This window comes from Bacillus sp. 1A (genome assembly GCF_052682215.1).
In genome coordinates, this window is record NZ_JBQYLZ010000001.1 from 1,951,523 (window position 1) to 1,971,607 (window position 20,085).

At 35.4% G+C, this 20,085-nt stretch carries 26 protein-coding genes; 18 read left to right on the top strand and 8 right to left on the bottom strand.

The window, feature by feature from the left end; genetic code table 11:
- Window positions 1-96: 96 nt before the first annotated feature.
- Window positions 97-1,083 carry a class I SAM-dependent methyltransferase gene (locus ACUN0F_RS09825; protein WP_445539436.1) on the top strand — a complete coding sequence of 329 codons (987 nt, stop codon included), beginning with the start codon at window positions 97-99 and terminating at the stop codon, window positions 1,081-1,083.
- A gap of 299 nt (window positions 1,084-1,382) precedes the next feature.
- Window positions 1,383-2,576, top strand: coding sequence for an acetate kinase (gene ackA / locus ACUN0F_RS09830; RefSeq protein WP_000034572.1), 1,194 nt, complete (start codon window positions 1,383-1,385; stop codon window positions 2,574-2,576).
- A gap of 28 nt (window positions 2,577-2,604) precedes the next feature.
- Here the strand turns inward: ackA and ACUN0F_RS09835 are convergent, their stop codons facing one another.
- Window positions 2,605-3,039, bottom strand: a complete 435-nt coding sequence (locus ACUN0F_RS09835; protein ID WP_000283494.1) for an NUDIX hydrolase — start codon at window positions 3,037-3,039, stop codon at window positions 2,605-2,607.
- Between the two features lie 71 nt (window positions 3,040-3,110).
- Window positions 3,111-3,746, bottom strand: coding sequence for a papain-like cysteine peptidase (locus ACUN0F_RS09840; protein ID WP_264462121.1), 636 nt, complete (start codon window positions 3,744-3,746; stop codon window positions 3,111-3,113).
- A gap of 137 nt (window positions 3,747-3,883) precedes the next feature.
- Between ACUN0F_RS09840 and ACUN0F_RS09845 the strand changes: the two genes are divergently transcribed.
- Window positions 3,884-4,717: an EcsC family protein gene (locus tag ACUN0F_RS09845; RefSeq protein WP_001256865.1), complete on the top strand. Its 834-nt coding sequence runs from the start codon at window positions 3,884-3,886 to the stop codon at window positions 4,715-4,717.
- A 31-nt stretch (window positions 4,718-4,748) separates the two neighbouring features.
- Here the strand turns inward: ACUN0F_RS09845 and ACUN0F_RS09850 are convergent, their stop codons facing one another.
- Complete coding sequence (locus tag ACUN0F_RS09850) at window positions 4,749-5,411, bottom strand: YitT family protein (protein ID WP_001244523.1); 663 nt, start codon at window positions 5,409-5,411, stop codon at window positions 4,749-4,751.
- Window positions 5,412-6,266: 855 nt separating this feature from the next.
- Between ACUN0F_RS09850 and ACUN0F_RS09855 the strand changes: the two genes are divergently transcribed.
- The gene (locus tag ACUN0F_RS09855; RefSeq protein ID WP_000910278.1) at window positions 6,267-6,461 is read left to right on the top strand and encodes a hypothetical protein; all 195 of its coding nucleotides are present in this window, start codon (window positions 6,267-6,269) and stop codon (window positions 6,459-6,461) included.
- A 28-nt stretch (window positions 6,462-6,489) separates the two neighbouring features.
- Here the strand turns inward: ACUN0F_RS09855 and ACUN0F_RS09860 are convergent, their stop codons facing one another.
- Window positions 6,490-6,807, bottom strand: coding sequence for a hypothetical protein (locus ACUN0F_RS09860; protein WP_000417209.1), 318 nt, complete (start codon window positions 6,805-6,807; stop codon window positions 6,490-6,492).
- Window positions 6,808-6,973: 166 nt separating this feature from the next.
- Here ACUN0F_RS09860 and ACUN0F_RS09865 point away from each other — a divergent pair, with 166 nt between their 5' ends.
- Together ACUN0F_RS09865 and argH are read left to right on the top strand one after the other, a co-directional pair.
- On the top strand, window positions 6,974-8,179 hold the full coding sequence (locus ACUN0F_RS09865) for an argininosuccinate synthase (RefSeq protein ID WP_445539437.1): 1,206 nt from the start codon (window positions 6,974-6,976) through the stop codon (window positions 8,177-8,179).
- The gene (argH, locus tag ACUN0F_RS09870; protein WP_445539438.1) at window positions 8,176-9,564 is read left to right on the top strand and encodes an argininosuccinate lyase; all 1,389 of its coding nucleotides are present in this window, start codon (window positions 8,176-8,178) and stop codon (window positions 9,562-9,564) included. The genes ACUN0F_RS09865 and argH overlap by 4 nt, the downstream gene beginning before the upstream one ends.
- 72 nt (window positions 9,565-9,636) lie before the next feature.
- On the opposite strand, the gene ACUN0F_RS09875 is transcribed toward argH, so the two are convergent.
- Window positions 9,637-9,816: a hypothetical protein gene (locus tag ACUN0F_RS09875; protein WP_046956214.1), complete on the bottom strand. Its 180-nt coding sequence runs from the start codon at window positions 9,814-9,816 to the stop codon at window positions 9,637-9,639.
- 94 nt (window positions 9,817-9,910) lie between these two features.
- Between ACUN0F_RS09875 and ACUN0F_RS09880 the strand changes: the two genes are divergently transcribed.
- Window positions 9,911-10,606 carry a hypothetical protein gene (locus ACUN0F_RS09880; RefSeq protein ID WP_445539439.1) on the top strand — a complete coding sequence of 232 codons (696 nt, stop codon included), beginning with the start codon at window positions 9,911-9,913 and terminating at the stop codon, window positions 10,604-10,606.
- 42 nt (window positions 10,607-10,648) lie between these two features.
- Here the strand turns inward: ACUN0F_RS09880 and ACUN0F_RS09885 are convergent, their stop codons facing one another.
- A complete protein-coding gene (locus tag ACUN0F_RS09885; protein ID WP_001066680.1) occupies window positions 10,649-11,107 on the bottom strand; it encodes a universal stress protein in 459 nt (152 codons plus the stop codon).
- A 147-nt stretch (window positions 11,108-11,254) separates the two neighbouring features.
- On the opposite strand from ACUN0F_RS09885, the gene ACUN0F_RS09890 reads away from it, so the two are divergent.
- The 9 genes from ACUN0F_RS09890 to ACUN0F_RS09930 all read left to right on the top strand — a co-directional run bounded on the left by ACUN0F_RS09890 (window position 11,255) and on the right by ACUN0F_RS09930 (window position 17,212).
- Window positions 11,255-12,046 (top strand): SDR family oxidoreductase, encoded by a 792-nt coding sequence (locus ACUN0F_RS09890; protein WP_264462147.1) that lies wholly within the window; start codon window positions 11,255-11,257, stop codon window positions 12,044-12,046.
- 213 nt (window positions 12,047-12,259) lie between these two features.
- Window positions 12,260-13,393 carry an alanine dehydrogenase gene (gene ald, locus ACUN0F_RS09895; RefSeq protein ID WP_046956217.1) on the top strand — a complete coding sequence of 378 codons (1,134 nt, stop codon included), beginning with the start codon at window positions 12,260-12,262 and terminating at the stop codon, window positions 13,391-13,393.
- Window positions 13,394-13,500: 107 nt separating this feature from the next.
- On the top strand, window positions 13,501-13,710 hold the full coding sequence (locus ACUN0F_RS09900) for a hypothetical protein (protein WP_445539440.1): 210 nt from the start codon (window positions 13,501-13,503) through the stop codon (window positions 13,708-13,710).
- A 141-nt stretch (window positions 13,711-13,851) separates the two neighbouring features.
- Window positions 13,852-14,184 (top strand): cupin domain-containing protein, encoded by a 333-nt coding sequence (locus ACUN0F_RS09905; RefSeq protein ID WP_445539441.1) that lies wholly within the window; start codon window positions 13,852-13,854, stop codon window positions 14,182-14,184.
- Complete coding sequence (locus ACUN0F_RS09910) at window positions 14,181-14,969, top strand: GNAT family N-acetyltransferase (protein ID WP_445539442.1); 789 nt, start codon at window positions 14,181-14,183, stop codon at window positions 14,967-14,969. Before ACUN0F_RS09905 ends, ACUN0F_RS09910 begins: the two co-directional genes overlap by 4 nt.
- Window positions 14,970-14,971: 2 nt before the next feature.
- Window positions 14,972-15,316 carry a DUF6176 family protein gene (locus ACUN0F_RS09915; RefSeq protein ID WP_264462114.1) on the top strand — a complete coding sequence of 115 codons (345 nt, stop codon included), beginning with the start codon at window positions 14,972-14,974 and terminating at the stop codon, window positions 15,314-15,316.
- A gap of 122 nt (window positions 15,317-15,438) precedes the next feature.
- Window positions 15,439-15,948 carry an RNA polymerase sigma factor gene (locus ACUN0F_RS09920; protein ID WP_046958737.1) on the top strand — a complete coding sequence of 170 codons (510 nt, stop codon included), beginning with the start codon at window positions 15,439-15,441 and terminating at the stop codon, window positions 15,946-15,948.
- Window positions 15,929-16,942 (top strand): anti sigma factor C-terminal domain-containing protein, encoded by a 1,014-nt coding sequence (locus ACUN0F_RS09925; RefSeq protein WP_445539443.1) that lies wholly within the window; start codon window positions 15,929-15,931, stop codon window positions 16,940-16,942. Before ACUN0F_RS09920 ends, ACUN0F_RS09925 begins: the two co-directional genes overlap by 20 nt.
- Before the next feature lie 63 nt (window positions 16,943-17,005).
- Window positions 17,006-17,212: a hypothetical protein gene (locus ACUN0F_RS09930; RefSeq protein ID WP_001248904.1), complete on the top strand. Its 207-nt coding sequence runs from the start codon at window positions 17,006-17,008 to the stop codon at window positions 17,210-17,212.
- A 14-nt stretch (window positions 17,213-17,226) separates the two neighbouring features.
- Here ACUN0F_RS09930 and ACUN0F_RS09935 read toward each other — a convergent pair whose 3' ends face one another.
- On the bottom strand, window positions 17,227-18,054 hold the full coding sequence (locus ACUN0F_RS09935) for a DUF2785 domain-containing protein (RefSeq protein ID WP_264462112.1): 828 nt from the start codon (window positions 18,052-18,054) through the stop codon (window positions 17,227-17,229).
- 93 nt (window positions 18,055-18,147) lie between these two features.
- Here ACUN0F_RS09935 and ACUN0F_RS09940 point away from each other — a divergent pair, with 93 nt between their 5' ends.
- Both ACUN0F_RS09940 and ACUN0F_RS09945 read left to right on the top strand, forming a co-directional pair.
- Window positions 18,148-18,522 carry a hypothetical protein gene (locus tag ACUN0F_RS09940; protein WP_000816714.1) on the top strand — a complete coding sequence of 125 codons (375 nt, stop codon included), beginning with the start codon at window positions 18,148-18,150 and terminating at the stop codon, window positions 18,520-18,522.
- Window positions 18,523-18,542: 20 nt separating this feature from the next.
- Window positions 18,543-18,908: a DUF3221 domain-containing protein gene (locus tag ACUN0F_RS09945; protein WP_088091802.1), complete on the top strand. Its 366-nt coding sequence runs from the start codon at window positions 18,543-18,545 to the stop codon at window positions 18,906-18,908.
- 29 nt (window positions 18,909-18,937) lie between these two features.
- Here the strand turns inward: ACUN0F_RS09945 and pepQ are convergent, their stop codons facing one another.
- Window positions 18,938-20,035 (bottom strand): Xaa-Pro dipeptidase, encoded by a 1,098-nt coding sequence (gene pepQ / locus ACUN0F_RS09950; protein WP_445539444.1) that lies wholly within the window; start codon window positions 20,033-20,035, stop codon window positions 18,938-18,940.
- Window positions 20,036-20,085: the final 50 nt, after the last annotated feature.

The following is a 20,085-nucleotide window of genomic DNA, read 5'->3' on the forward strand; positions in this document are numbered from 1 at the left end:
GGGGAGCTCTTTGCAGGAGGTCGCTTTTTCTTTTTGGAAAAAAACACTTTGTGGTATGATATAAGTTATGTGTAAAAGAGAGAAGGAGGAATGTACGTGAGTCAGACAGTAGAAACATTATTTTCTATTTTTGATTCTTCTGCGGTAGTTTTACGTAAAGAATTAGATGTAACATATTTAGAGGCGCTTGTAGAAACAGGTGATAACTTGTTTGAAGGAGCAATTTTACAAGAGGAATTATCCGAATCAGCAATTGAAAGGCTGATTCGTGAATATAGTACGTTTAATGAAGAAACATATAAAGGTGAAGAAATTCGTAAAGCATTTCAGTTAGCCATTTTAAAAGGAATGAAAGAAGGCGTACAAGCGAATCACGAAATGACGCCTGATGCAGTTGGAATGTTCATGAGCTACTTATTCCATAAATTTATGCAAGGGCAAAACGAAATTACTGTTTTAGATCCTGCAATTGGAACAGGTAACTTAATGACTACAGTATTTAATAGCGCCAAAGAAGGACTAGCAATGAGTGGATTTGGTGTAGAAGTGGATGAAGTGCTAATTAAACTTGCTTTAGTAAATGCAAATTTACAAAAGCATGCAATCGAATTCTTCCATCAAGATGGACTAGCGCCACTTTATATCGATCCGGTTGATGCAGTCGTTTCAGACTTACCGATTGGTTACTATCCAAATGAAATCGGTGCAAGTGAATATAAGCTAAAAGCAGATGAAGGAATGTCGTATGCCCATCACCTATTTATTGAACAAAGTGTGAAACATACGAAAGAAGGCGGGTACTTATTCTTCCTAGTACCAAACTTCATTTTTGAAAGTGATCAAGCACCAAAATTACATGCATTTATTAAAGAAACATGTTTTATTCAAGGGCTATTACAGCTACCTGTTTCCATGTTTAAAAACGAGAAAAATGCAAAAAGTATATTTGTTCTCCAAAAGAAAGGTCCTAGTGTAACAATGCCAAAACAGGCGTTATTAGTGGAGTTACCTAAATTCTCCAACATGAAGGCGATGGAAAACATTATGGATCAATTAAATACTTGGTTTGCAACCCATAAATAAGGCAAGGTATATGTAACAGGGTTAGTAATTCATGTAGTACAGTTTTATATGATATGTCATATTTTTAAATATATACTAGATTAAACTGAATTTTTTTGAAATCTGTAATATATATTTTTTCTTGGTGTTACAATTTTTTCACTTGAAATATATGTCGGACGATGTTTAAATTAAAATCGTGAGTATAAAATTCACTAATGATGAAACGTTTTCATATTTAGTGAATTTGATCAGATAAAATCGAGCGGTTTGTGGACATATCCACACAACTACCAAGAGAAAAAGGGGCGAAAGACTAGATGTCAAAAATCATCGCGATTAACGCAGGAAGCTCTTCCTTAAAATTCCAATTATTTGAAATGCCAAGTGAAACAGTATTAACAAAAGGTTTAGTGGAACGTATCGGTTTAGAAGATAGTATCTTCACTATTACTGTAGATGGCGAAAAACAAAAAGAAATTACAAATATTCCAGATCATGCAGTAGCAGTAAATATGCTTCTAAAAAAATTAACTGAAAACGGAATCGTTAAGTCTCTAGATGAGATTGGCGGTATCGGTCACCGTGTTGTTCACGGCGGCGAAAAATTTGCTGACTCTGTTTTAATTACTGATGAAGTATTAGCTGATATCGAAGAGTTAAGCGATTTAGCACCACTTCATAACCCAGCAAACCTTGTTGGTATTAAAGCATTCCAAGAAGTATTACCAAACGTACCAGCAGTAGCAGTATTCGATACAGCATTCCACCAAACAATGCCGGAATCTGCATTCTTATACAGCCTACCATATGAGTACTATGAAAAATTCGGTATCCGTAAATACGGTTTCCACGGAACTTCTCATAAATACGTAACTGAGCGTGCGGCTGAATTATTAGGTCGTCCACTTGAAAGCTTAAGCTTACTTTCTTGTCACTTAGGTAACGGTGCAAGTATCGCAGCAGTAGAAGGCGGTAAATCTATCGATACTTCTATGGGCTTCACTCCACTTGCTGGTGTAACAATGGGTACACGTTCTGGTAACCTTGACCCTGCGTTAATTCCATACATCATGGAAAAAACAGGCCAAACAGTAGAAGAAGTAGTTAACGTATTAAACAAGAAGAGTGGTATGTTAGGTCTTACTGGTTACTCTAGTGACCTACGTGACATCATTGCGAAAGAAGAAGAAGGCGACCACCGTGCGAAAGTAGCACTTGATGTATTCGTAAGCCGTATCCACAAATACATCGGTTCTTACACTGCTCGTATGAAAGGTGTAGACGCAATCATCTTCACAGCTGGTGTAGGTGAAAACAGTGCAATTATTCGTGAGCGCGTATTAGAAGGCCTTGAGTACATGGGCGTATACTTTGACGTAAAACGTAATAACGTATTTGGTGAAGAAGCATTCATCAGCTTCCCACACTCTCCAGTAAAAATTATCGTAATTCCAACTGACGAAGAAGTTATGATCGCTCGTGACGTACTACGTCTTGGAGATATTGGTTAATATACTATATGAAAAGAAAGACGAGATCCTATAGGATTTCGTCTTTTTTCTTTTGTATATAATTTAAAATTCCATCTGGATATAGTACTTTCTTCTTCTGAATGAATACTGTAACGGGAATCCATTTCGCATACGATACTGTTTGCTCATCTTGTATATTCATTTTTTCCATTTCATATAGTGATGTGTCTAATAAGCGTAAAGAATATAGCTGAATGATTTCATGACCAATTCCCTCATCTAGCTGAAAGATGTTTTCTAAGCAGCCTAAATAATTGGTGATTTCCACTTCTGTATGAAGCTCTTCTTTAAATTCACGAATAACGGTATGTGCTGATTTTTCACCAAGTTCAATTGAGCCGCCAAGAGGTCGGTAATACGTTTCATCGCCTGTATGATATTCTTGTACGAGAAGGCGACCTTGATGTGTAGCAAGACCAAAAGCCTTTGCACGTGGATACATATATAATCACTCCTTATTTCTTTTGTATAAGGATGATTATAAGGCAGTGTGTAATAAAAAGTATCGTGTATTTAAGCCTGCGGTCTAATCGTAATCCCATCAAATAAGTCATGCCAAAATGCTTCATTGTACTGGTATACATCCATAATAGGGCATTTTATAACGCAAATATTTTGTAATCCCCAATCTTCTTGGGCAACAGTTGGTACATCTGCAGGAAGTAGTAATAGGACAGAGAATTTATGTTTAACTATTTGAGATAAAATTTGTTCCAGAGATCGTGCTTCTTCGTATGTTCCTCCAGTTCGAATAAACAATATGGATTTTTCCATTTCAATTGTAGTTAGAAAACGAGTAATTCGATGCTCATAATTTAGCTTGATTTCTGAATAAGAAGGCCAAGAAGTTGGTGTGTTTACATCTGTTTTAAAGTCGTGACAGGAGTCGATTTCATATAGGTTGTCCCTTAGTCTTAATTTCGCATCATCATCCCAAAATGAGATAAAGGATAAGTTTTCGAAATGTAAAAAACGGTCAAATCGATTTTGTAATAATAAGTTCACGTTTCCTAATGAAGGGCTTAGCATAAAATCAATAACGCCAAAAAATGGTGATAATCCGAATTGATATAAGGCCCAAGCAGGCCAACAGTTTTGTCCTAAGCTGAATACGGCATTATATTCTTTTTTTATATTGGATAGATTCATGTGGTTCATCTCATCCTTTTTGTTAATATTTTATGCCATAAAAAAATGGTATGTGAATGAAGATAGACAAGCATATTTGCAAAGAAGAAGCAGAAATATGTTACAATAGAAAAAAATCGAACGAGGTGGTTGTTACGATGCGATCGAAGCGAGAACAAGCCATTTTAGACAATATAAAAGAATGGGAATCGCAATTAGTGGAGCAAGAAGCGACCGATTTTCAAAAAATCTTTGATAAATGGGTACATACGACAATTGCGAAATTGCCTGAGAAAAAACGAAAAGATTTCTTTACGAAAGCAGATGGATGGCTCTTTCATTTGCATGCATTGATTCAAAGTTCACAATCACAGCTAGATGCGCGTAATCGTATTTTAGGAACGTCGAGATTGTTTGATGAATCGATTGAGCAACTAGAAGATTTGAAAGCATTATCTATTGATCAGTTAACATACATAGCAGAGCAGCAAACAGCACGTCATCGTCTATATTCATTCGTACAAGGCGGAGCAACGGGTGCCGGAGGTTTATTATTATTAACGGCTGATTTTCCGGTTATGATTGCGTTAAATGTGAAAGCTGTCCAACTTATTGCAACATCATTTGGGCATGATGTGAACAAGCCTTATGAAATGATGCTTGCATTAAAGGTATTTCATGCGTCATTACTACCAGGAAGACTTCAGCAATACGCATGGTACAATTTATTGCAAGAGCTAGAGCAAGAAGATTCGTTCTTCTACGAAGGAGACGAAGCGGTGTTACAACCAGCTTCTACTGAAGTTGTGTTAAAACAAATTTTGAAAACATTTTCGATTTATGCTCTTCGTCGTAAATTATTCCAAGGTATTCCGGTAATTGGAATGGCAATCGGGTCTACAGTGAACTATCGTTTAACAAGAAACGTTACTGAATTTGCAAATAGATTTTATCAAGTGCGCCACATAGTTGAAAAAGAAAAGAGAGCATAAAAAAAGCGAGAGGCCGAAGCCTTTCGCTTTTTTAATTTGTTGCATGTTTTTTTGGCATTGGAACAGATACTGGTTGCTTTTCTGCTGTTTTTTCTGCTTTTGGATAATAAATTAAATCCAATGTTTTTGCCTGTACGGCAATCGAAAGAATAGTGAAAGCAATTTCTGTCCAATTTAAATAATATAATGAAAGCGCAAGAACAATCGCGTCAAAGACGAAGAAAATTTGCCCAATTGTAAAGCGAGTTCGTTTACTTAATACAATTGTTAAAATATCGTCTCCACCGGTTGCACCGCCAAATCGCAATATAAAACCGAGTCCAATACCAGCTAACGCACCGCCAACTATTGCAGCTACAAATAAATTATTTGATAAATCTACCGTAAATGGAGAATAATTTTCCATAAGAGAATAAAATACTCCGAATGAAATCGAACCTAGGAATGAATAACCAACCATTTTTCTACCTAAAAATGAAGCACACAGTAAAATAATTGGGATATCCATAATTACAGTTGAAATAGATGGTGAAATATCATAAAAATTTTGGATGAATAGTGCAATACCTACAAAGCCACCTTCTGTTAAGTGGTTTTGGAAGTGAATGTGATATAGCGCTGCTGCTAAAATAAATGAACCGATTAAAACCATAAAAACTTCTTTAATAATTTGTCGACTTTGGATGTTCCTCATCGTTATTCCTTCTTTCCGTAGTTAGTAGTCCTTTTTGTGTTGTAAACTAACTACGAGCTCACATGTAGCTTCAGTTAGTTTACGAAAAAAACTAACTACGCTATATGTCGCTGAAGAAATAACGAATAATCCTCTCGTCCATCAATTCTCCCTACCTTCGTTTTAGTTTAAGTCTTAAAACGACTAAACAAAACGTGGAGTAGGATTCTTCATTTAGCAATCCTGCTCTTCTTTGTTTTGTTTAGCTAGTAACAATTAAGTCCTAAACAAAACGCTACGTGTAAGAAGAGTCTTTTTTTTGCCAAATTATCCTTCGGGCAATCATAATTTCCCCACTCTCGTATTTTTTTCGCTAGACTAAAGTATCTAAGCTGAAAAATACGCTACGTGTATGATTCGTCAATACGATGCCACATGCTCCTTCGAGCGATCATGATATCAAAATCCCTTCCTTCAAGATTTATATTATTATATCATACTTTCAAAAAATGTATGCGGATGGAAACCGACAATAAACGGAGGGAATCTACAAAAATTGTTATGTTTAAATATTTTTGTAGAAAAGCCTAAGTTATTTTGCAGAATTGGACAGTTTTTAACGGTTTGTCCAATAAGTAAGAAAGAGATGGTGTTTATTCAGTTGTATCTTTCTGGTCACCTTTATCTTTAAAAAACGCATCCCAGCTAATCACACTTAAAAAAGTTAAAGCAATAATAACGAAAGCGCGCATAAATTTTAGACCTCCTTTTGTACATAGTATATGAATCGTTCACTTTGGAATGTGTCATTTTTTTACAAGTCTTAACTATTATGAGAGTATATTAATATAGATAGATGAGAGGGAGAGTGAAGATATGCTAAAAGACATGTTCAAAAGAAAAGAATTAATATGTGTTTCATGTCAGAAAAAGATTCAATATGAAGAAGAGCTAGTTGCGTTTGTAAAGTTGCCGAAAGAAAGAAGTATATTAGTTGGTCCGTTTGATGTGTGTTTGGCGAAAACAGCACAAGAAATATATTGTAAATCGTGTTACGACAAAAAAGCATGACCCAAAGTAATTGAGGGGCATGCTTTTTTCATTGGTGTGCTTTCCCCTCAGATACATTTTGAGTGAGTCGATACCAAAGCCAAAGGTCATTAATGATGGAAGCGAGATCGGCAATTTCTGAATTAAGTTTGCAAGAAATTTCGAAGTTTTCTTCGTTATTTAAATGATGCTGTTTTGCATTAATAGAGTGCTCGAGTTCTTTTATACGATCAGGAATCTTTCCGCGAACTTGTTCCCATTTTAATAAAATAGCATGCTGTATTTTTTCGGGGATATTTTCCCAATCTTCTTGTAAATACGGAATTTCAATTCCTAGATGATCGTCGTATAAGAAATACTTTTCCATAGGTTCACCCCCGTTTTCCTGCTTATATTGTACATGAAAACAGAAAGAAGCTCGACGAAATTGTTTGAAAAAATTTGAAAATGACTCTTGATACATTTTGTGAAAGGTGTTAAAGTGTGTATTATTATAAAAGAAAATGAATATTTATTCTTTAGGGGGATGCAAAATGGAGAAGAAAAAAGTGGTATTAGCATATTCTGGAGGTCTTGATACTTCCGTTGCAATTAAATGGTTACAAGAGAAAAATTATGATATTATCGCGCTTTGTTTAGACTTAGGGGAAGGTAAAGACTTAGCATTCGTAAAAGAAAAGGCACTTTCAGTAGGTGCAATTAAATCATATATGATTGATGTTCAAGAGGAATTTGCAAATGAATATGCATTGATGGCTATGCAAGCACACACGTTATACGAAGGGAAATACCCTCTCGTTTCTGCATTATCTCGTCCACTTATCGCTAAGAAATTAGTAGAAATTGCAGAACAAGAAGGGGCGACTGCAGTTGCACACGGATGTACAGGGAAAGGGAATGATCAAGTTCGTTTTGAAATTTCTATTCAAGCGTTAAATCCTTACTTAGAAGTGATTGCGCCTGTACGTGAATGGAAATGGTCACGTGAAGAAGAAATTGCATATGCAAAAGAAAACGATGTTCCAATTCCTATTAATTTAGATAGCCCATTTTCAATCGATCAAAATTTATGGGGACGCAGCAACGAATGTGGAATTTTAGAAGATCCATGGGCAGCGCCGCCAGAAGATGCATATGAGATGACATTGGCATTAGAAGATACACCGAGTAAACCAGAGTTTGTAGAAATCGGCTTTGAAGCAGGCGTACCGACTACTTTAAATGGCACTGCATATTCACTTTCAGAATTAATTAAAACGTTAAATGCGCTTGCTGGAAAACATGGCGTTGGACGTATCGATCACGTAGAAAATCGTCTTGTTGGTATTAAATCGCGTGAAGTATACGAATGTCCAGCGGCAATGACGTTAATCACAGCACATAAAGAGCTGGAAGATTTAACGCACGTAAAAGAAGTAGCACATTTTAAACCGGTGATTGAGCAGAAAATAACAGAACTTATTTATAACGGTTTATGGTTCTCTCCTTTAAAACAAGCGCTTCATGCTTTCTTACAAGAAACGCAAAAGAATGTAACAGGTACAGTTCGTGTGAAATTATTTAAAGGCCATGCGATTGTAGAAGGACGTAAATCTGAGTACTCTTTATATGACGAAAAATTAGCAACATATACTGCTCAGGACGAATTTAATCATGATGCAGCAGTTGGATTCATTTCATTATTCGGTTTACCGACGAAAGTATACAGCCAAGTGAATCAAAAGAAGGTGGAAGCGTGAGCAAACTTTGGGGCGGACGTTTTACAGAAGAAGCGGAAGCGTGGGTTGAAGAGTTTGGAGCATCCATCTCCTTCGATCAACAATTAGTAAATCAAGATATAAAGGGAAGTATTGCACACGTAACGATGCTAGCAAAGCAAGGCATCGTTACGAAAGAAGAAGCCGAGAAAATCGAGGTAGGTCTTCAATATTTATTAGAAGAAGCGAAGCAAAATAAATTGCATTTTTCGGTCGAAGCGGAAGATATTCATTTAAACATTGAAAAAATGTTAATTGAACAAATTGGTGAAGTAGGAGGGAAACTTCATACAGGACGAAGCCGTAATGATCAAGTAGCGACTGATATGCATTTATATTTGAAAGAAAAAGTAGAACATATTATAAAAGCTACAAAACAATTGCAAACTGTTCTTGTTCATCAAGCAGAAAATAATATTGAAACCATTATGCCTGGTTATACGCATTTGCAGCGTGCGCAGCCAATTTCATTTGCTCATCATATTCTCGCTTACTTTTGGATGTTAGAGCGTGATGTGAATCGTTATGAAGATTCATTAAAGCGCATTAACATTTCACCATTAGGAGCAGGAGCATTAGCTGGGACAACATTCCCGATTGACCGAGAATATAGTGCGGAGCTTCTTGGATTTAATGGAATCTATGAAAATAGTTTAGATGCAGTAAGCGATCGTGATTTCATACTGGAGTTCCTAAGTAACTCATCTATGCTCATGATGCACTTATCACGCTTTTGCGAAGAACTTATTTTATGGAGTAGCCAAGAGTTTCAATTTATTGAAATGAGCGATCAATACGCAACGGGAAGCAGCATTATGCCACAAAAGAAAAATCCGGATATGGCGGAATTAATTCGTGGTAAAACAGGCAGAGTGTACGGTAATTTATTTAGTTTACTTACAGTAATGAAAGGATTACCGCTCGCTTACAATAAAGACTTACAAGAAGATAAAGAAGGAATGTTTGATACAGTAAAAACAGTAGAAGGATGCCTTCATATTATGGCAGGCATGCTAGAAACGATGACTGTCAACAAAGAAAAGATGGGGCAAGCTGTAACGCAAGATTTCTCAAACGCAACAGAAATTGCCGACTATTTAGCAAGTAAAGGACTCCCATTCCGTCAAGCTCATGAAATTGTTGGGAAGCTAGTGCTACACTGCACACAAAAAGGAATCTATTTAGTAGATGTACCACTTGTAACGTATAAAGAAATGAGCTCATTATTTGAAGAAGATTTGTATGAAGTTCTTTCACCATATGCAGCTGTAAAGCGTCGTAACAGTGCTGGCGGGACAGGGTTTGAGCAAATTGAAAAAGCTTTGGAGAAGGCGAAAGGATTAGTTGGAGAGTTTGTTGGAAGTTGATTTATAGGGCAGAAGGTACGCGAATCTTAGTAGAGAGAAGCGTACCTTTTTTGTGATTTTTATAACTTAAAGTTAATCATACTTATGTCGATCTTCCGTAATTCGAATATACTCAATATCCATCAAATCTCTAAGTAATGCACCATTACTTAGTTCCACACCATGTTTTTCTTTAAAATGTGTACGGATTGTATCTAACATTTCGAGCTCTTTCCCGTTCACATCTAAAATAATACGTTCAGAATCATTCATATAGCATCCTCCTTTTTTAACATATATATTTTGTCCGTCTATTTCTAAAAAATGTATGTTAACCTAAAGTTAGGAAATAAGAAAGGAATGGAAAATGAGACGTATTTATTTTATAGGGATAATTTTGTACACGCTAATTGTATTACTTGTTGCATTCCCAAATATCTTTTCATTTGAGGATGTAGAAACAGTACACGTTGGGATATTTATCTTTATTCTATTTGTAGTAGATTGCTGTATATCGATATGGCTTTCGAAAAGAAAACATGTACAAGATAAAAAAGAAATGGAACGGAAAAAGAGAAAACGTTCATTTTGGATGACGACGTATTGTTTTTCTTTAGTAATCGCCGCTGCCTTTTTAAGTGAGAATGTTCCGTTAGATAGATTAAATATTGGATTTGGAGCATTCGTATTTGCATACTATTTTTTCATGCACTTTCTTCCTTATATGAAAGAAAAGCGAGGGGAAGAGGAAGATCCGCTTGTAGAAGAAGCGAGAGAACGAGAGCATAAGAGAATAGAAGAAGATATACAGAAGCTCGGAGAACAAAAATGGTATTTGAAATCTAATATTATATATGTTCTTTGCTTTATCACGCCGCCAATCGGTTATTTGTATGTATTCTGCCTTCGTAAAAAAATGACAGAAGATGCAAAGCAAACGTACTTAACGGTTGCGACGATAATGATGGCACTATGGTCTTTGAAGTTCTTACCGCCATATGTGTTGGCGATCGTCATTGTTGTAGTGGTTTGTTTTGTGTTTATAGTGAAGTATGTGAAATGAAAAAACACCAAGCCCATGTGGACTTGATGTTTTATTTATGAATTAAAGATCACCTTGCTCCTCATCACCACGAACAACAAGGACATCGCATTTCGCATAGCGAATAATATGTTCAGAGACGCTACCAATTAGGAAACGCTCAACAGCATTTAAACCAGTTGCACCACACATAATTAAATCTACTTTATGATTTGGAGCGATTTCTTTTGAAATTTTAGATTTAGGATTACCAAATTCTAATACAGTTTCAATTTTTTCAAGGCCAGCTTCAAGCGCAGTTTTTTTGTAGTCTTCTAATAAGTCTTCTGCAAATAGATTTGCACGTTCAGCAATTGCGCGGCTATAAGCTTCTACTGCTGAGTATGCTTTTACATCAACGATATGAGCAATTGTTAATGTTGCATTGTTGCGTTTTGCGACTTGAATTGCTTTTTTAAAAGCTCTTTCTGCTTCTTTAGAACCATCCACCGCGATTAAAATATTTGTATATGTATTATTCATAGTAAATTCCTCCCAATCATTTTTATTACCGTTTACAACTTTATTATAAAACAAACTTTGGTACTGTGCTTGCCAGAAACGTTACAGAATTTTGAAAACTTTGCTTTAATTCATTTTAGTTGTAATTGGGGCGAGAACTTGTTACATATGAAGTATAGCAATTTAAAAGGAGGCAGTTTTGTGAGACATGCGCTCATTACAGCCGGTACGAAAGGTTTAGGAAAGCAAGTAACAGAAAAGTTATTGGCTAAAGGATATTCAGTAACAGTAACATATCATAGCGATATAACTGCTATGGAAACGATGAAAGAAACATATAAAAATATGGAAGAGCGTCTACAATTCGTGCAAGCGGATGTCACGAAAAAGGAAGATTTACATAAAATAGTAGAAGAAGCGATAAGCCGTTTTGGTAAAATTGACTTTTTAATTAATAATGCTGGTCCATATGTATTTGAACGAAAAAAGTTAGTCGATTATGAAGAAGACGAATGGAATGAAATGATTCAGGGTAATTTAACAGCGGTGTTTCATTTGTTGAAACTTGTCGTTCCGGTTATGAGAAAACAGAACTTTGGCCGTATTATTAATTACGGATTCCAAGGGGCAGATAGCGCACCAGGATGGATTTATCGTTCAGCTTTTGCAGCAGCGAAAGTAGGACTTGTTTCATTAACGAAAACAATTGCTTACGAAGAAGCAGAATATGGTATTACTGCAAATATGGTATGTCCTGGTGATATTATTGGTGAAATGAAAGAAGCGACAATTCAAGAAGCACGTCAGTTGAAAGAATATAAAACACCAATTGGTAGATCTGGAACAGGTGAAGATATCGCAAGAACGATTTCGTTTTTATGTGAAGACGATTCCGATATGATTACCGGTACAATTATTGAAGTAACTGGTGCAGTAGATGTTATTCATAGACATCGATAGAGCGAAATAAGGTGAAGTTTTGAATAATTGGACAGTTTATCCTTTACGCTGAGAGGTGCGGATAATACTGTCCTTTAATGTAAGATTAAATCTATCGGAAAACTTGTATTATTTTTTGTCAAATATTGAGATGTTATGTTAAAATATAAGAGCGTAGAAAGCGCTTTAAAAAATGATTCAGGGGTCATTTCATAACTCAAGGGGGAACTAATAATGCGTATCGGTATTCCAACAGAAATTAAAAACAATGAAAACCGTGTGGCAATGACGCCAGCGGGAGCGGTACATTTAGTACAAAATGGTCATGAAGTTTTTGTTCAAAAAGGATCAGGTATAGGATCAGGCTTTACAGATGAAGAATACGTACAAGCTGGTGCGAAACTTGTTGAAACTGCTGAAGAAGCATGGAATCAAGATATGGTTATGAAGGTAAAAGAGCCAGTTGCAAGTGAATACGGCTATTTCCGCGAAGGGTTAATTTTATTCACATACTTACACTTAGCTCCAGAACCAGAATTAACGAAAGCATTAATTGATAACAAAGTTGTATCAATTGCATACGAAACAGTGCAATTAGACAATCGCTCTTTACCATTACTTGCACCTATGAGTGAAGTAGCTGGTCGTATGTCTGCACAAATCGGTGCACAATTCCTTGAGAAAAACAAAGGCGGTAAAGGTATTTTACTTGCAGGCGTTCCAGGGGTAAAACGCGGCAAAGTAACAATTATCGGCGGTGGTCAAGCTGGTACAAACGCAGCGAAGATTGCAGTAGGTTTAGGTGCAGATGTAACAATCATTGACTTAAGTGCAGAGCGTCTTCGTCAACTAGATGACATTTTCGGTAACCAAGTAAAAACGTTAATGTCTAATCCATACAACATTGCAGAAGCTGTAAAAGAATCTGACCTTGTTATTGGAGCGGTATTAATTCCAGGTGCGAAAGCGCCAAAACTTGTAACAGAAGAAATGATTCAATCAATGGAACCAGGTTCTGTCGTTGTAGATATCGCGATTGACCAAGGTGGTATTTTCGAAACAACTGACCGTATTACAACTCACGACAACCCAACTTACGAAAAACATGGCGTTGTTCATTATGCAGTTGCTAATATGCCAGGAGCAGTTCCACGTACATCAACTCTTGCATTAACAAACGTAACGGTACCATATGCAGTACAAATTGCGAACAAAGGCTACAAAGATGCTTGCTTAGGCAACACTGCATTATTAAAAGGTATTAACACATTAGACGGATATGTAACATTCGAAGCAGTTGCAGAAGCACACGGTTTACAATATGCTGATGCGAAAGAGCTTCTTGAAAAAGCTCCTGCTTTATCATAATTGAAATATATGTAGAGCCTTCCTTTTGTTAGGAGGGCTTTTATTTGAAATGTAAACATCGTATAATATGAATAAAAAGAAAAATGAATGGAAATAGGAGGGGCAACATGGGGTATATTTATGATATTTTGTCATTGGTTTTGCTTATAGCAGGAATTATTACAATGATTTTAGGTAAAAAGAAGAATGATCCGAAATTAAGAGGAATTGGTATTGGGATTGTAACTGCAGTACTTATTATTGGATTACCTGGTTTTGCAAAAGGTTATATGGATGGTGTGCTTTCTGCTGGACATAGTACATTTCCGATAGAATAAAAAAGAAGGTCTTTAGTTTTTCTTATAGTTAAGAAAGATTAGAGATCTTTTTTTGATTTTTAAATATGGGATGTTTTTTTCTTGTTAGTAAAAAGTCTCTTATGCTAATTTTAAGATAAGTGTATAAAGGGGAGAGATTCTATGGAAAAGATAAATTTAATAGAGCTAACAAAAGACATTCAAAATCAACATAAAAACTTCGTCGTTTCAAATGTAAATAATCATTGCTTACGAATCGCTGTATTTACTGGTGAATATGATTGGCACTATCATTCTAATTCGGATGAATTATTTATTGTGCTAGAGGGAGAACTACTGATCGATTTTGAAGATGGAGAAACGGCGGTTTTAAAGCCGAATGATTCTATTTTAATTCCAGCATGCACGATTCATAGAATGAGAGCATTCAAGAGAACGGTAAATCTTTGTTTTGAAAATATAGAGGCTGATACGATTAAAGTGGAGCAATTATGAAAAAATTATCTGTAGCCGAGTATAGAAAAATCCTTCCGATTTTAGAAGGTCATACAAGGACAACAACCTTTGCTCATGCGGTATGTGATCAAATGATAGATGGTGAAGTTTTTACAAACGAGAAGTTAACAGCAGGACTAATTCGTACAGCTAACGGTATCTATTATTTATTTGGTCATACTGATGATCAAAATTATAACGAATATTTATTTGCGTATTTAAAAACGGCTATTGAAAAAACAGAGAAGAGATTTACATTGTTCACTTCGAGTGAAGCGTGGGAAATGATGATTGAAGAGCGTTTTAGTAATGCACTTCGGAACATCCCGCGAATGAAATTTCAACGAGAAATTTTTGAAGAGAGAAAACGAGATTCAAACAAAAATACATATGAAGTGAAGCGTATTAATAAAAGTGATATAGAACGAAGCAATGAATTTACAGAGGAGTATTATAAAGAATATTGGGGATCAAAAGAGCTATTTTTGAACGGTGGTTTCGGATTTTGTATAGAACAAGATGGGATAATTGTAGCTGAATGTGTTTCGATATTTAACGGGAGTGGATTTGCTGAAATTGATATTGCGACGCATAAAGCATATCAAGGGAAAGGATTAGCCCAAGCTGTTGCAACACGGTTCATTGAACATTGCATGCAAAATGATATTACACCGTGCTGGGATTGTTATGTAGACAATATTCCTTCGCGAAAATTAGCTAGTAAATTAAGTTTTTATAATCCAATAGAATATAGATTGTTTGTACGTAAGAAAACGGGGGAATAAAAATGAATGTGGAGTTAACAAGATTTAAAGTGAAACAAGGTAAAAGTCATCGTGTAGATGAATGGATGCAGCTTCTTAATGACAATATGAAAGAAGTGCTTTTGACACTAAACGACGAGAAGATGTACGTTGAGACAATTTTCCGGGAAATAAGAGATGGAGAAGAGTACTTATATTGGTATTCTGTGCAAGGAGAAGGCGGGACTCCTGTCGAAAATTCTCATCATGAAATTGATAAAAAGCACTTAGCGTTTTGGTATGAATGTATTGATGAAGAAGCACTGTCTGTTGATATGAAAACAGAAGTCGTTATGATTCAAGATGTTGTGAAGGACGCGATGAAATAATAGAATAGTATGTTGGAGAGAAGCGCATCAAAATAGGTGTGCTTTTTATTTTGAAAAAAATTATAGAAAAGCTGTATACATTTTATGCTCTCAAACGTTGAGTATATAGAAAGGAGAGCAGAATGAGCCATGATACGTTTGAAACATTATTAATAGAGAAGTCAAAAGCTGTGTTTAGATATTTAATTAAGATTGGGGCAGATAGAAAAGAAGCGGAAGATATTGTGCAAGATACGTTATATAAAGCTTTATTGCTTATGGAGGAAATACCGTTGGAACATTTAGCGCCGTGGCTCTTTAGAGTTGCGATCAATCAGCACCGAGATTTACATCGAAAAGAAAAAAGACTAAATCCCATTGCAATTGAATCTGTCGTTCTTATTGGTCAAAAGTCGTTAGATGAAGTGCTTTTAACAAGTGAACTACAATGTGAGGTACAAGAAATATTGGAGACGATGACGGAGGATTATCGTCATATTTTACTGTTGAAATATGAATATGAACTATCTTATAAGGAAATTGCCATTTTATTAAGTATGAAAGAAGAAACAGTGAAAACAAGTTTGTACCGTGCAAGAAATCAATTTAAAAAATTATATAGGAGGAGAAACGATGAGTCGGAAGGACTTTGATTTGAATATGGATGATAAGCAGATGAAGACTTTGATGAAGAGAGCGAAGAGGAAGCAGTTTTGGAGAAACCTAGTTATTTCAGTTGTTGTGACATTAGTCTTGATTATAGGTAGTATGAGTTTGTTAATTTATTTTAACGAGAAGAGTAAGCGAGAAATGGATCAGAGAGTATATTTAAGACAAAGTGTTCAAGGGCCTAATATTATTTTTAATGGACATACAAAACTAAGTATGGGAATAGCTAGCGGTACAATGATGTACAGTTCCTATAAAAATATTCAAGGACAACCAGTTAAATGGATTGATGAAATTTATGAGTATTCGATCTTTGGTTATAGTCAAATAAATTATAATGGAAATACAGGTTTAGAAGAAGAGAATATAAATAAACAATCAGAATTTGCTACAAGGCAAGATTATAATAGACAGACAATGCAAAGGGAAATGCGATTTTATTTACCTTTTGTAACGTATTTAAACTATGCGGATGATTTAGAGAGAATTAGTGAATTGCAGAATAAAGTTGCAGAGGTAGCACTATCTTTTGATAAGGCATATACAGCGGAAGAAGTAGTAAAAATGCTTCCTGAAGGAATACGACCTGTGTGGCTTTGGGTAGATACATATGATGAAACGAAAGCAGAGACGTATACTGGGCTAGCAGATCCTGAAACCGGAGCGGTGTTAAATGCAGAGGTATCAATGAACATTTTTGGTTTTGAGGGTAGTTATGCTGATAAGAAGGAAGACGAGTACAAGGATATTGAAGGGAACTCAATGGGGTTTCTTGAATCTATGAAATCTTTAAGTGAAAATAAAGGGGGGTTTCAAGAGTATTTTAGGACAAACTATAAAGAAATAAAAAACACGAAACCAAAAGACTTACCAATATACGGTGTAGTCGTAACCGGCAAAACAGAGGATTTACAAAGTTTACAAGGAGCACCGTATATTAAGGCTGCTGTTAGAGGTGTAACAGTTGAGAAATATTGATTACAAGAGATTAATGTGAATAATCAGAAAACTTATGTTATAATATGGGAAAAGGAGGTTCATATGAGGCAAATACATGGAGCAATTTATATTTACATAACAATGTTTTTCGTGGCGATATCCTATGGATTAGGGCACGTGTATTCGCATCCTATACTAACTTTTTTAAGCGGAGCATGTATGGCGTTTGCGATTCTTGTCCACCTTTTCTCAGTTTGGATCGTGAAATTTCAATTAAATATTAGTGAAATAGAAGAAGGCACTTTTTGAGTGGCCTTCTTTTTTTAGTAATATTGGCGAAGTCCTTGTAGTAATTTTTCAATTTCGTATTCAGTTTCTTTACATATAGACATTGTACGTAATCTGAAAAATAAGCTACGTAAGAAAGATTTTATATTTCCGTATAGAAACTCGTACGATTCAATATGTAGCATTGATTTTTGAACTTGTAATTGAGCTACTAAATCACGAAGGGCTAATATGAGTACTTCTTCCTTTAGACCATTTTGCAGCATTGCGACAATAGGATAAACGAGACGCTCATCTTCTTCGTATTTGTAATAGAGGGAATGAACACAAACTTTGTTTAATAAAGTTTGTAATATTTCTTCGTAATATAAAGTTTCCAGTTTAGGACTATTCACAAGCGCCTCAAATGTATCGGAAGCATGAGCGATACTATGTGCCCAGCCACGGTCTTGAACATATCCACGGAAATCATGTTCTTTGTTCATATATAGAATTAATTGATCTTTCACATTTAAAATATCAGTCTGTGATAAGAAATTATGATTTGTATCAGCATCAATAATGAGCGCAATTAATAATGTCGTAAATGCACGGGTAAATACAGCATCTTCGTCATCCGAATGAATTTTATACAATAAATATTTTTCACTCATGCTTTCTAATAATAGTTTCTTTAATTGCGTGTGTGAAATGTAGTCCTTTTTGATGAGATGAAAAAAAGTAGAGTAAATAAGTTTGTCTCTTAAATAGCTATCAGTAACACCGATATGCTCAAGCATATTGGAACTTAAGGAATCAATGTTAAGTGTTTTATTCAGTATGTAATTATTATTACGAATTTTTTCTAACTGTTGTTGTAACATATAAACCTCCTGTTTTAGAAAATTCTGTATTTTTATAATATAATAAGAGGAAGAAATAGACAATAAATAAGTGCTTTTGAATGGAGGGGCATTATGAAGAGAGCATTATTCTTTTTTATTAGTATTTTCTTTTTAGGAAGTTGTTCGATTTCGTATGTTACTTTTTCTAGTGAGAGCAAAAGTTGGACGGGGCAATATAAAGGATATATTAAGGATGACAGTGAAGATGGAATGTTTACGTTTCAGTATAAGGGCGGAGATGGAAATACAGAATTTAAAAATTTAGAGATTGCTATTAATGAAACCTTTCGTGCAATGACGCAAACTTCAGAAGTTCATAAAGGAGCAAGGATTGAAATGAAGTCTTCTTGTGTAAGTTGTGCGCCTCTATCTAAAGATGAACCGATAGAGGTTGTGATTAAATGGGATGATAAGTATGAGGAGAAGATGGTTTTAAATTTGAAATAGCCTAGAGTAAGGAGTTAAAAATGAATAGGCGTATGAAAAACTTTATGTTTTTAAGTGTATTTCTAATCATATTATCAGCGTGTGATATAAAACAAGTAGAGCAAGTAGCGGTAAAAAAAGTACCTGAAGAGGGGTATGTCATAGTAAGAAATGACACGGTGTTTTTTGTAGATGATAAAACGTTTAATACAAAAGTAGAATTGCAACATTATATGGAACAACAAATAAATAAAGAGCATCCATCACATATAGTTTTGAGCTTTAAAGATAAAGGCACATATAAACAGTTAAAAACAGGGGATAGAATAAAAGTATGGTTTTCTCAAATACTTGAAAGCTATCCAGCAAAAATGATTGTAGAGAAATTTGAAATAGTAGAGAAATAGAAAAAGGCAGCAATCACGCTGCCTTTTTATTATTTTACAAATTGTAATTCTTTCGGGAATTTCGTTAAAATTTCTGATCCGTCTTTTGTGATATAAATATCATCTTCAATACGAACGCCACCTACGTTTGGTACGTAAATACCGGGCTCGATTGTGAAGACCATACCTTCTTTTAATGGAGACTCGTTACCAGCTTTTACATCTGGATATTCGTGTACGCTAATTCCAAGTCCGTGACCAAGTCGGTGTGGGAAGAAGTCGCCGTAACCTGCATCTGTGATAACAGAACGAGCAGCATTGTCGATTGCACCAAGTGTAACACCTGGTTTACATGCTTCAACTGCTTGTAGTTGTCCAGCAAGTACAGTGTTATAAATGCGAGTTTGTTCTTCAGAAATTTCACCGAATGCTACTGTACGTGTAATGTCAGAGCAATAACCTTCAATGATTACGCCTAAATCAAATAGTACGAAATCGCCGCGTTTCATTTTGTTTGCACCTGGAATACCGTGTGGAAGAGCAGAGTTTGCACCTGCTAATACCATCGTATCAAATGACATTTTATGTATGCCTTTTGTTTTTAATTCGTGTTCAATAATTGCTAATACTTCTAGCTCGCTACGATTTTCTTTAATTGCATTTACACCAACTTCAACAGCGTAGTCCGCCATTTTAGTTGCTTCGCGTAAAATAGAAAGTTCTTTTTCATCTTTAATTAAGCGAAGTTCACGAACTTTTTCCTCAGCTGATTTGAAAGCTGCATTTGGGAACAGTTTTGTTAATTCTTCGTAGCGCTCTACGTTTAAATGTTCTTTTTCAATTGCAACTGCATTTGCATTGATGCCGCGGTCTTTAATTGCTTTTGCAATCATATCCCATGGTCTGTCAGTATCAGTAAATCCGATAATTTCATGTGCCCAGCCAGCGTTACGCGCTTGACCTTCTTCCATTTTAGGGCAAATTAAAATAGGTTCTTTTTCTTGGAATACAAACATACCAAGAAGTCTTTCGTGTGGTTCGCAGTGGAAGTTTGTCATGTAGAAAACGTTTGGTGTAGAAGTTAAGAACGCAGCTTCTACGTTTTTTTCTTTTAGCCATTGCATTAAATTTTCTAATCTAGCATTCATCGATTGGCACCCCCGAGATATTTAATTACAAATATAACTTTACATCGGAA

Bases quoted from the DNA above. Each gene is read 5' to 3' on its own strand.
- ald (WP_046956217.1), top strand. From the start codon at position 12,260: ATGCGTATCGGTATTCCAACAGAAATTAAAAACAATGAAAACCGTGTG.
- ACUN0F_RS09905 (WP_445539441.1), top strand. From the start codon at position 13,852: ATGGAAAAGATAAATTTAATAGAGCTAACAAAAGACATTCAAAATCAA.
- ACUN0F_RS09840 (WP_264462121.1), bottom strand. From the start codon at position 3,746: ATGAATCTATCCAATATAAAAAAAGAATATAATGCCGTATTCAGCTTA.
- ACUN0F_RS09940 (WP_000816714.1), top strand. From the start codon at position 18,148: ATGAAGAGAGCATTATTCTTTTTTATTAGTATTTTCTTTTTAGGAAGT.
- pepQ (WP_445539444.1), bottom strand. From the start codon at position 20,035: ATGAATGCTAGATTAGAAAATTTAATGCAATGGCTAAAAGAAAAAAAC.
- ACUN0F_RS09920 (WP_046958737.1), top strand. From the start codon at position 15,439: ATGAGCCATGATACGTTTGAAACATTATTAATAGAGAAGTCAAAAGCT.
- ACUN0F_RS09935 (WP_264462112.1), bottom strand. From the start codon at position 18,054: ATGTTACAACAACAGTTAGAAAAAATTCGTAATAATAATTACATACTG.
- ackA (WP_000034572.1), top strand. From the start codon at position 1,383: ATGTCAAAAATCATCGCGATTAACGCAGGAAGCTCTTCCTTAAAATTC.
- ACUN0F_RS09835 (WP_000283494.1), bottom strand. From the start codon at position 3,039: ATGTATCCACGTGCAAAGGCTTTTGGTCTTGCTACACATCAAGGTCGC.
- ACUN0F_RS09945 (WP_088091802.1), top strand. From the start codon at position 18,543: ATGAATAGGCGTATGAAAAACTTTATGTTTTTAAGTGTATTTCTAATC.
- ACUN0F_RS09875 (WP_046956214.1), bottom strand. From the start codon at position 9,816: ATGAATGATTCTGAACGTATTATTTTAGATGTGAACGGGAAAGAGCTC.
- ACUN0F_RS09915 (WP_264462114.1), top strand. From the start codon at position 14,972: ATGAATGTGGAGTTAACAAGATTTAAAGTGAAACAAGGTAAAAGTCAT.
- ACUN0F_RS09845 (WP_001256865.1), top strand. From the start codon at position 3,884: ATGCGATCGAAGCGAGAACAAGCCATTTTAGACAATATAAAAGAATGG.
- ACUN0F_RS09880 (WP_445539439.1), top strand. From the start codon at position 9,911: ATGAGACGTATTTATTTTATAGGGATAATTTTGTACACGCTAATTGTA.
- ACUN0F_RS09855 (WP_000910278.1), top strand. From the start codon at position 6,267: ATGCTAAAAGACATGTTCAAAAGAAAAGAATTAATATGTGTTTCATGT.
- ACUN0F_RS09850 (WP_001244523.1), bottom strand. From the start codon at position 5,411: ATGAGGAACATCCAAAGTCGACAAATTATTAAAGAAGTTTTTATGGTT.
- ACUN0F_RS09925 (WP_445539443.1), top strand. From the start codon at position 15,929: ATGAGTCGGAAGGACTTTGATTTGAATATGGATGATAAGCAGATGAAG.
- ACUN0F_RS09860 (WP_000417209.1), bottom strand. From the start codon at position 6,807: ATGGAAAAGTATTTCTTATACGACGATCATCTAGGAATTGAAATTCCG.
- ACUN0F_RS09890 (WP_264462147.1), top strand. From the start codon at position 11,255: ATGAAGTATAGCAATTTAAAAGGAGGCAGTTTTGTGAGACATGCGCTC.
- ACUN0F_RS09910 (WP_445539442.1), top strand. From the start codon at position 14,181: ATGAAAAAATTATCTGTAGCCGAGTATAGAAAAATCCTTCCGATTTTA.
- ACUN0F_RS09900 (WP_445539440.1), top strand. From the start codon at position 13,501: ATGGGGTATATTTATGATATTTTGTCATTGGTTTTGCTTATAGCAGGA.
- ACUN0F_RS09885 (WP_001066680.1), bottom strand. From the start codon at position 11,107: ATGAATAATACATATACAAATATTTTAATCGCGGTGGATGGTTCTAAA.
- ACUN0F_RS09930 (WP_001248904.1), top strand. From the start codon at position 17,006: ATGAGGCAAATACATGGAGCAATTTATATTTACATAACAATGTTTTTC.
- ACUN0F_RS09865 (WP_445539437.1), top strand. From the start codon at position 6,974: ATGGAGAAGAAAAAAGTGGTATTAGCATATTCTGGAGGTCTTGATACT.